Source organism: Nocardioides endophyticus, assembly GCF_039543845.1.
Taxonomy (GTDB): Bacteria; Actinomycetota; Actinomycetes; order Propionibacteriales; family Nocardioidaceae; genus Nocardioides; species Nocardioides endophyticus.
The window spans coordinates 413,264-420,979 of record NZ_BAABKN010000014.1; the positions used below are offsets into that span (position 1 = coordinate 413,264).

At 71.0% G+C, this 7,716-nt stretch carries 10 protein-coding genes and 3 tRNA genes; 4 read left to right on the forward strand and 9 right to left on the reverse strand.

What is annotated here, in order from left to right; all coding sequences use genetic code 11:
- Nucleotides 1-7: 7 nt before the first annotated feature.
- Complete coding sequence (gene secE, locus ABEA33_RS12235; RefSeq protein WP_345527058.1) at nucleotides 8-265, reverse strand: preprotein translocase subunit SecE; 258 nt, start codon at nucleotides 263-265, stop codon at nucleotides 8-10.
- A 74-nt stretch (nucleotides 266-339) separates the two neighbouring features.
- Nucleotides 340-412, reverse strand: a tRNA-Trp gene (locus ABEA33_RS12240).
- Between the two features lie 173 nt (nucleotides 413-585).
- On the opposite strand from ABEA33_RS12240, the gene ABEA33_RS12245 reads away from it, so the two are divergent.
- Genes ABEA33_RS12245 through ABEA33_RS12260 form a run of 4 tightly spaced genes read left to right on the forward strand, consistent with a single transcriptional unit; the run spans nucleotide 586 to nucleotide 3,882 of the window.
- On the forward strand, nucleotides 586-1,866 hold the full coding sequence (locus tag ABEA33_RS12245) for an aspartate aminotransferase type Ic (RefSeq protein ID WP_345527059.1): 1,281 nt from the start codon (nucleotides 586-588) through the stop codon (nucleotides 1,864-1,866).
- A 27-nt stretch (nucleotides 1,867-1,893) separates the two neighbouring features.
- Nucleotides 1,894-2,907, forward strand: a complete 1,014-nt coding sequence (locus ABEA33_RS12250; protein WP_345527060.1) for an adenosine deaminase — start codon at nucleotides 1,894-1,896, stop codon at nucleotides 2,905-2,907.
- Between the two features lie 41 nt (nucleotides 2,908-2,948).
- Nucleotides 2,949-3,461, forward strand: coding sequence for a DUF4190 domain-containing protein (locus ABEA33_RS12255; protein ID WP_345527061.1), 513 nt, complete (start codon nucleotides 2,949-2,951; stop codon nucleotides 3,459-3,461).
- 4 nt (nucleotides 3,462-3,465) lie between these two features.
- On the forward strand, nucleotides 3,466-3,882 hold the full coding sequence (locus ABEA33_RS12260) for a DUF4190 domain-containing protein (protein ID WP_345527062.1): 417 nt from the start codon (nucleotides 3,466-3,468) through the stop codon (nucleotides 3,880-3,882).
- Between the two features lie 8 nt (nucleotides 3,883-3,890).
- Here the strand turns inward: ABEA33_RS12260 and ABEA33_RS12265 are convergent, their stop codons facing one another.
- From ABEA33_RS12265 to ABEA33_RS12295, 7 genes are all read right to left on the reverse strand, one after another.
- Nucleotides 3,891-4,913, reverse strand: coding sequence for a UDP-N-acetylmuramate dehydrogenase (locus ABEA33_RS12265; RefSeq protein WP_345527063.1), 1,023 nt, complete (start codon nucleotides 4,911-4,913; stop codon nucleotides 3,891-3,893).
- Complete coding sequence (locus tag ABEA33_RS12270; RefSeq protein ID WP_345527064.1) at nucleotides 4,906-5,283, reverse strand: MaoC/PaaZ C-terminal domain-containing protein; 378 nt, start codon at nucleotides 5,281-5,283, stop codon at nucleotides 4,906-4,908. The genes ABEA33_RS12265 and ABEA33_RS12270 overlap by 8 nt, the downstream gene beginning before the upstream one ends.
- Complete coding sequence (locus ABEA33_RS12275) at nucleotides 5,280-5,681, reverse strand: FAS1-like dehydratase domain-containing protein (protein WP_345527065.1); 402 nt, start codon at nucleotides 5,679-5,681, stop codon at nucleotides 5,280-5,282. Before ABEA33_RS12275 ends, ABEA33_RS12270 begins: the two co-directional genes overlap by 4 nt.
- Nucleotides 5,682-5,757: 76 nt before the next feature.
- On the reverse strand, nucleotides 5,758-5,928 hold the full coding sequence (rpmG, locus tag ABEA33_RS12280) for a 50S ribosomal protein L33 (protein WP_345520776.1): 171 nt from the start codon (nucleotides 5,926-5,928) through the stop codon (nucleotides 5,758-5,760).
- Nucleotides 5,929-5,970: 42 nt separating this feature from the next.
- Nucleotides 5,971-6,047: transfer RNA gene (locus tag ABEA33_RS12285), tRNA-Met, on the reverse strand.
- 58 nt (nucleotides 6,048-6,105) lie between these two features.
- A tRNA-Thr gene (locus ABEA33_RS12290) sits at nucleotides 6,106-6,178 on the reverse strand.
- A 59-nt stretch (nucleotides 6,179-6,237) separates the two neighbouring features.
- Nucleotides 6,238-7,653 (reverse strand): amidase, encoded by a 1,416-nt coding sequence (locus ABEA33_RS12295; protein ID WP_345527066.1) that lies wholly within the window; start codon nucleotides 7,651-7,653, stop codon nucleotides 6,238-6,240.
- Nucleotides 7,654-7,716: the final 63 nt, after the last annotated feature.

The window sequence follows — 7,716 nt, forward strand, 5'->3', positions numbered from 1 at the left end:
CAGCCGATCAAGACGACGAGCCGCCCGAGAAGATCTCGAAGGCGAGCTTGCCGAAGGCCAGGTCGAGCGACGACACGATCGTCATCATCACGATCACGAACACCATCACGACGATGAAGTAGGTGACCAGCTGCTCCTGCGTCGGGTAGACGACCTTGCGAAGCTCGGCCACCACCTGGCGGTAGAACGTCGGGATGCTGGTGCGCTTGTGGGCGCTGCCGCCCCGCTCACCGTGGACCGCCTTGCTGTCCGGCACTCCGGTCACACCCTCTCGTACGTACTGCCTCGTTCGACCTGACTGGCCGGTTGACCTGGTTGAGCTAGATCTGGTTGATCCTGCAGGGCACGAGGGACTTGAACCCCCAACCTTCGGTTTTGGAGACCGATGCTCTGCCAGTTGAGCTAGTGCCCTCCGGTGGACCCCACCCCGCCTCGCCCCAGTTCAGGGCGCGGCCGAGCATCTGGCTGATTCACCAATCCGGGAGTCTACGGTCCCCGTGGTCGCAGCACCAATCAGGTCTGCCGCCAGGTTTCGTGCACGGCCCGGTAGGTCCCAACCTAGTCCACCTCTGACACGATGGGACGGTGAGCGAGACCCAGCCCCTGTCCGAGCTGTCCCCCACGGATCTGGCCGCCTTCCGCGACGCCCAGCAGACGGCGTACGACGCCCTGGTCGCGTCGGGCCTGAAGCTGGACCTGACTCGCGGCAAGCCCTCGGCCGAGCAGCTCGACCTGTCCGATGGGCTGCTCTCGCTCCCGGCGACGACCACGACCCCCGACGGCGTGGACGCCCGCAACTACGGCGGCCTCGCGGGCGTGACGGAGCTCCGGGCGATGTTCGCCGAGCTGCTCGGGCTCGAGCTCGACCAGCTCTCCGCCCAGGGCACCTCGAGCCTCACCCTGATGAAGGACGTCCTCTCCTACCTGTGGCTCAAGGGCGGCGTCGACTCCGAGCGCCCGTGGGGCGCGGAGGAGAAGGTCCGCTTCGTCTGCCCGGTGCCCGGCTACGACCGGCACTTCACGCTGCTCGAGTGGTTCGGCATCGAGATGGTGCCGGTCCCGATGACCGACGACGGCCCGGACGTCGACGCGGTCACCGCGCTCGTCGCCGACGACCCGTCGTTCAAGGGCATGTGGCTGGTCCCGACGTACGCGAACCCGACCGGCCAGGTCACCACCCAGGAGGTCGCCGAGCGGCTCGCGTCGATGCCGACCGCCGCCCCGGACTTCAAGATCTTCTGGGACAACGCCTACGCGTTGCACCACCTGACCGCCGAGGAGACCAAGACCGCCGACATCGTGTCGCTCGCGGCCGTCTCCGGGCACCCGCACCGGCCGGTCCTCTTCGCGTCGACGTCGAAGATCACGTACGCCGGCGCCGGCGTCGCGTTCGTCGGTGGCTCTCGCGAGACCGTCACCTGGTTCCACGCCAACCTGGGCCTGGGCTCGATCGGCCCGGACAAGGTCAACCACCTGCGGCACCTGGAGTTCTTCGGGACGCCGCAGGGCGTGCGTGACCACATGGACAAGCACCGCGAGCTGCTGGCTCCGAAGTTCGCCGAGGTCGAGCGGATCCTCGACGAGCGCCTCGGGGGACTCGGCGTCGCGACCTGGACCCACCCGCGCGGCGGCTACTTCGTCAGCCTCGACGTCCTGCCCGGCACCGCCAGCCGGGTGATCGAGCTGGCGAAGACGGCCGGCGTCGCGCTGACCCCCGCCGGGTCGGCGTACCCCTACCGACGCGACCCCGACGACACCAACATCCGGCTGGCGCCGTCCTTCCCGACCCTCGCCGAGGTGACCGGGTCGATGGAGGCTGTCGCCACCTGCGTCCTGCTGGCGGCCGCGGAGAAGCTGCTCGGGTGACTCCCCGACTTGCTCGGCGTCACCACGATGCGTGACCTCCTGAAGCTGCCCAAGGCGCACCTGCACCTGCACTTCACGGGGTCGATGCGGCACGCGACGCTGCTCGAGCTCGCGGCCCGCGACGGCATCGCTCTCCCCGACCAGCTGGTCGAGCAGTGGCCGCCGACGCTCTCCGCTGCCGACGAGAAGGGCTGGTTCCGCTTCCAACGCCTCTACGACGTGGCCCGGTCGGTGCTGCGCACCGAGGACGACGTGCGCCGACTGGTGCGCGAGGCCGCCGAGGACGACGTCCGCGACGGCGGCCGTTGGCTGGAGATCCAGGTCGACCCGAGCGGGTACGGCGCGCGCTTCGGCGGCATCACCGAGTTCACCGACCTGGTGCTCGACGCGGTCCGCGACGCGTCGGCAGCGACCGGCCTCGGGATGGCCGTGGTCATCGCCGCCAACCGCACCCGGCACCCGCTCGACGCCCGCACCCTCGCCCGCCTCGCCGGTCAGTACGCCGGGCGCGGCGTGGTCGGCTTCGGGCTCTCGAACGACGAGCGTCGCGGCAGCACCGCCGACTTCGCGTCCGCCTTCCGGATCGCCGACCGCGCCGGGCTGCTGCTCGCCCCGCACGGCGGCGAGCTGCGCGGTCCGGAGCACATCCGGGTCTGCCTCGACTCACTCGGCGCGGACCGGCTCGGTCACGGCGTCCGGGCCGCCGAGGACCCGGCGCTCCTCGACCGGATCGTCGAGGCGGGGGTCGCCCTCGAGGTCTGCCCGGTCTCCAACGTCGCGCTCGGCGTCTACTCCGACCTGACGTCGGTGCCGCTGCCGACGCTGCTCGCCGCCGGCGCGACCGTCGCGCTCGGCGCCGACGACCCGCTGCTCTTCGGCTCGCAGCTGGCCGGTCAGTACGCCACGATGCGTGCCGCCCACGAGCTCGACGACGCGCAGCTGGCCGAGCTGGCCCGGATGTCCGTACGCGCCTCCCGCGCCCCCGACGACGTCCGGGCCGCCACCCTCGCGGACATCGACGGGTGGCTCGCCACGACCTGACGGTCCAGCACTGACGGCCCGGCCCTGACAGGATGGTCGCCATGACGACCGGCCCCGAGAACCCGTACGGCGAGCAGGAGCCCGGCACCCCGCCGACGCACCAGCCGTACGGCAGCCCGCCACCGCCCACGCCGCCGTACGGGACACCGCCGCCGTACGGCACTCCCCAGGCGCCGTATGGCGCTCCCCAGCAGGGATACCAGCAGCCGGGCTACGGCCAGCCGGCGTACCCCTATGCCGCGGCTCCGCCCACCGACGGGCTCGCCCTGGGCTCGATGATCACCGGCATCGCGGCCCTCGTGCTCTCGTGCGCGTACGGCGTCGGGCTGCTCGCCTCACCGGTCGCACTCATCCTCGGCAAGGTCTCGCTGAACCGCATCAAGCGGTCCCAGGGGCAGCTCGGCGGCCATGGCTTCGCCCTCACCGGCTTCATCCTGGGGATCGTCGGGACCGTGCTGCTGGTCCTGGCCATCATCGCCGTGGTGATCGTCATCGTGGTCGCGATCAACGACCCGGATGCGTTCAACGACAGCACCAGCAGCCTGTCAGGATGAGGCCATGACGACGGGCCCCGAGAACCCGTACGGCGGGCCGCAGCAGCCGCCGTACCAGCCTCCGCAGCAACCGCCGCCGCCCTACGGGTACGGCCAGCCGTACCAACCGCCGGCGCCCAACCATCCGTCGGCGATGACCGCGCTGGTGCTCGGCATCATCGGACTGGCCGGGATCCTCACCTGCGGCGGTGTCACGCTGGTCCTGTCGCCGTTCGCGTGGGCGATCGGCAGCAAGGCGGTCAAGGAGATCGACGCCGCCCCGCCCGGCACCTACTCGGGCCGCGACCAGGCCAACGCCGGCCGCATCACGGGCATCATCGGGACGGTCCTCCTGGTCCTCGGGATCATCGCGGTGATCGCGGTGATCGGCCTGGTCGTCGCCTTCGACGGCAGCAGCTCGACGACGTACGGCGACTACTAGCCCGTCCCTCAGAGCTCGCAGCCGACGAGCACGGGCTCGTTGACCAGCACGATCCCGAAGCGCTCGGCGACCCCGTCGCGCACCTCGCGGGCGAGCGCGAGCAGCTCGTCGGTCGTTGCGCCGCCGCGGTTGGTGAGCGCCAGCGTGTGCTTGCTCGAGAGCGCGACGCTGCCGGTGCCGTAGCCCTTGCCGAAGCCGGCGTGGTCGATCAGCCAGGCGGCGCTGGTCTTGACCCGCCCGTCCGACTGCGGCCACGCGGGAGCGCCGTCGGGCACCGCCGTCGCGTCGACCACCGGGTTGGTGAAGAACGACCCGGCGCTCCACGTGTCGTGGTCGTCCGGGTCGAGGACCATGCCCTTGCCGCCGCGCAGACCGAGCACCGCCTGTCGTACGGCGGCCAGGGGCGCCCGCTCGCCCTGCTCGATGCCGAGCGCCCGGGCGAGCTCGGCGTACGCCACCGGGGCGCCGAGGTCGCCCTGGCGGAGCTGGAAGGTGACGGACAGGACGACGTGCCGGCCGGGGTCGGCCTTGAAGCGGGAGGTCCGGTAGCCGAAGTGGCAGTCGGCGCTGGCGAAGGTGCGCACACCGCGCAGGGTGCGGTCCCAGACCCGCACCCGCGCGATGGTCTGGCTGACCTCCTGGCCGTAGGCGCCGACGTTCTGGATCGGGGTGGCCCCGACCGATCCGGGGATCCCGGAGAGGGCCTCGACGCCCACCCAGTCGCGCTCGACGGCGAGGGCGACCACCTCGTCCCAGCTCTCGCCGGCGGCGACGGTGACCATCGCTCCCCCGCAGCTGGCCTCGTCGGTGGCGTCGATCTCGGCACCACTCGTCGCGACCTCGATGACGGTCCCCGGATAGCCGCTGTCGGCCACCACCAGGTTGCTGCCGCCGCCGAGCACGAGCACGGGTTCACCGGCGGTGTCGGCGGCGACCAGGGCCTCCGTCAGCTCGGCCTCGGTGGTGGCTCGGATCCACCGCTCGGCCGGGCCGCCGAGCCGGAGCGTGGTGTGGTCTTTCAGGTCAGGCACGCAGGACTGCCTTGGGCATGCCCAGGACCTTCTGCCCGTCGCAGGTGACGGTGAGGGCGATCGTGGTGAGTCCGTCCTCCGTCGACTTGGTCTCGCCGGCGACCTCGATGTCGACACCGCCCTCGGCGGGTACGACGACCGGGTTGGTGAACTTGCAGCCGAAGCTGACGACCTCGGCGCCGGGGTACCAGAGCGACACCGCCCGGGCGGCCAGCGCCATCGTGTACATCCCGTGCGCGATCACCCCCGGCAGCCCGACGCTCGTGGCGACCGCCTCGTCCTGGTGGATCGGGTTGTGGTCGCCGCTGGCCTCGGCGTACCTGACCAGGTCGGCGCGAGTGATGGTGAAGGTGTGCGTCTCCAGCGTCATGCATCTGCTCCCCGGTGGACGAGGGTTGCGCTGGTCGTGCAGACCAGGGCCCCGGTCACGTCGGTGATCTCGCTCCTGGTGCCGAGGATGTCGTTGCCGGCGATTTGACGCAGGGAGGTGACCGTGAGGGTCGCGGTGAGCACGTCGCCGGGGACGACCGGGCGCTCGTAGGCGAACTTCTGCTCGCCGTGCACGATCCGGAAGAGGTCGACCGACTCCGCCTCGAGGAAGGCGTTCATGGCGTCGAAGGCCAGCACGATCGGGTACGTCGCGGGCGCCGCGCCCCCGGCGTACTCACCGGCGGTCGCGGCGGCGAACTCGCGGACTTTGGCCTCGGTGACCTCGTGGGGCTGCGTGGGCGGGAACGCCCGGCCGACGAGGGACTGGTCGACTGGCATGAGCCTCAACATAGACGTCGACCCGTCCGAGAGACTCGGGCGGGTCGACGTCGAAGAAGCGGGAGCGGGAGCTCGGTCAGCGGGTCTCGCGGTGCATCGTGTGCTTGCGGTCCCGGGGGCAGAACTTCATGAGCTCCATGCGGTCGGGATCGTTGCGACGGTTCTTCTTGGTGATGTAGTTGCGCTCCTTGCAGTCCACGCACGCAAGCGTGATCTTGGGGCGAACGTCGGAGCTCTTGCTGGCCACGGGAAATCCTTTGGTCGGTGCTGGGTGTCGCTGGGGTCTGTCTGGTAGCGGGAGCGGGACTCGAACCCGCGACACCACGATTATGAGTCGTGTGCTCTAACCGCCTGAGCTACCCCGCCAAACGGGCCGAGGCAAGCACCTCCAGGGTAACCCGGATGGTGCCAAATCCTCTCCCAGAGCCCCTTTACGGAATCGAACCGTAGACCTTCTCCTTACCATGGAGACGCTCTGCCGACTGAGCTAAAGGGGCAACGACGGAGAACTGTACACAGAGGTACGGGGGAACGAGAAATCGCCCTCGAACCACGCTCAACAGAGCGGTTCTGGACCCCTGATCGAGGCCCACGGAGAGGCCTCCTCGAGCTCGAACGCGAGCTCCAGTAGCGTGGCTTCTCCACCCGATCCGGCCGAGAACATCATCCCCTGCGGCAGGCCCGCGGAGGTGGTCGCGAGGGGCAGGGAGACGGCAGGATCGCCAGTCGCGTTCTGCCACGGCGTGAAGGTCACCCACTCCAGGATCCGCTCCATCACGACGTCGTACGGCGCGGTCGGGTCGAGATGCCCGACGAGCGGCGTCTCGAGCGCGAGGGTGGGCGTCAGCACGACGTCGTACGTCCGGTGGAAGCCCGCGGAGACGGCCTGCAGACGACGCAGCCGACGGATCGCCCCGGGGATGCGGTGGAGGTTGCGGCGCGCGTGCCGGTCCAGCCCGAGGGTCAGGTTGTCGAGGTGGGTGCGGTCCCAGGTCGGGCCGGCCGCACGGCGACCGGTGCGCACGATCATCATCGCGAGCATCGCCCAGTAGAGGAGGAAGTCGTCGGGGACGTACGCCGGGGCCGGGTGCGCGGCCTCCTCGACCTCGTGCCCGAGCTCCTCGAGCAGGTGCGCGGTCTTCACGGTGAGCTCGGTGACCTCCGGCGCGCAGGCCCGGCCGAGCCCGCCGGTGTGGACGGCGATGCGGAGCCGCTTGCGGCCGGGCCGAGTGACGTCGCCGATCGGCGGGAGCCGGAGCTCGCGGTAGACGCTCTCGGCCTCGCGCAGGAACGCGGCTGTGTCGCGGACGGAGCGGGTCACGACTCCGTCGGCGATGATCCGGACCGGCAGCTGTCGGCTCACCTTGTCCTGGGCGATCCGGTCCCGGGTCGGCTTGAGGCCGACCAGCCCGTTGACGGCGGCCGGGATCCGGATCGAGCCGCCGCCGTCGTTGGCATGGGCGATGGGGACGGCGCCTGCGGCCACCAGCGCCGCCGAGCCCGCCGACGACGCCCCTGCGGTCCTGGCGGTGTCCCACGGGGACCGCACCGCGCCGAGCCTCGGATGCTCGGCCGACGGGCTGAACCCGAACTCCGAGAGCTGCGTCTTGCCCAGCGGCACCAGACCCGTGGAGAGGTACATCCGGGCGAAGTCGCCGTCCGCGGCCAGCGGGGTGCCCCGGTAGGCGTCGCAACCCTGCTGCGTCGGCATCAGCGCGACGTCGACGTTGTCCTTGACGAAGGTCGGCACGCCGGCGAAGAACCCGCCGCGCGGGTCGCGAGCCGCGGCACGAGCGCGGTCGTATGCGACGTACGCGACCGCGTTGAGCTCGGGCTGGAGCCGCTCGGTCCGGCTGATCGCCGCCTCGACGACCTCGGGGATGGAGACCTCGCCGTCCTGGATCGCGGCGACCAGGCCCACCGCGTCGAGGTCACCGAGGGCGTCGCCTGCGAAGGCGTGGACACGGCTCACGAGCCGAGGTTAGCGCTGGCCTCTCTGCGGCGGGTTTCCCCGGTCGGCCGGGGAAACCCGCCG

What these genes read in the sequence shown, in the direction of transcription:
- ABEA33_RS12250 (WP_345527060.1), top strand. Translation starts at nt 1,894, where the DNA reads ATGCGTGACCTCCTGAAGCTGCCCAAGGCGCACCTGCACCTGCACTTC.
- ABEA33_RS12255 (WP_345527061.1), top strand. Translation starts at nt 2,949, where the DNA reads ATGACGACCGGCCCCGAGAACCCGTACGGCGAGCAGGAGCCCGGCACC.
- ABEA33_RS12260 (WP_345527062.1), top strand. Translation starts at nt 3,466, where the DNA reads ATGACGACGGGCCCCGAGAACCCGTACGGCGGGCCGCAGCAGCCGCCG.
- ABEA33_RS12270 (WP_345527064.1), bottom strand. Translation starts at nt 5,283, where the DNA reads ATGACGCTGGAGACGCACACCTTCACCATCACTCGCGCCGACCTGGTC.
- ABEA33_RS12275 (WP_345527065.1), bottom strand. Translation starts at nt 5,681, where the DNA reads ATGCCAGTCGACCAGTCCCTCGTCGGCCGGGCGTTCCCGCCCACGCAG.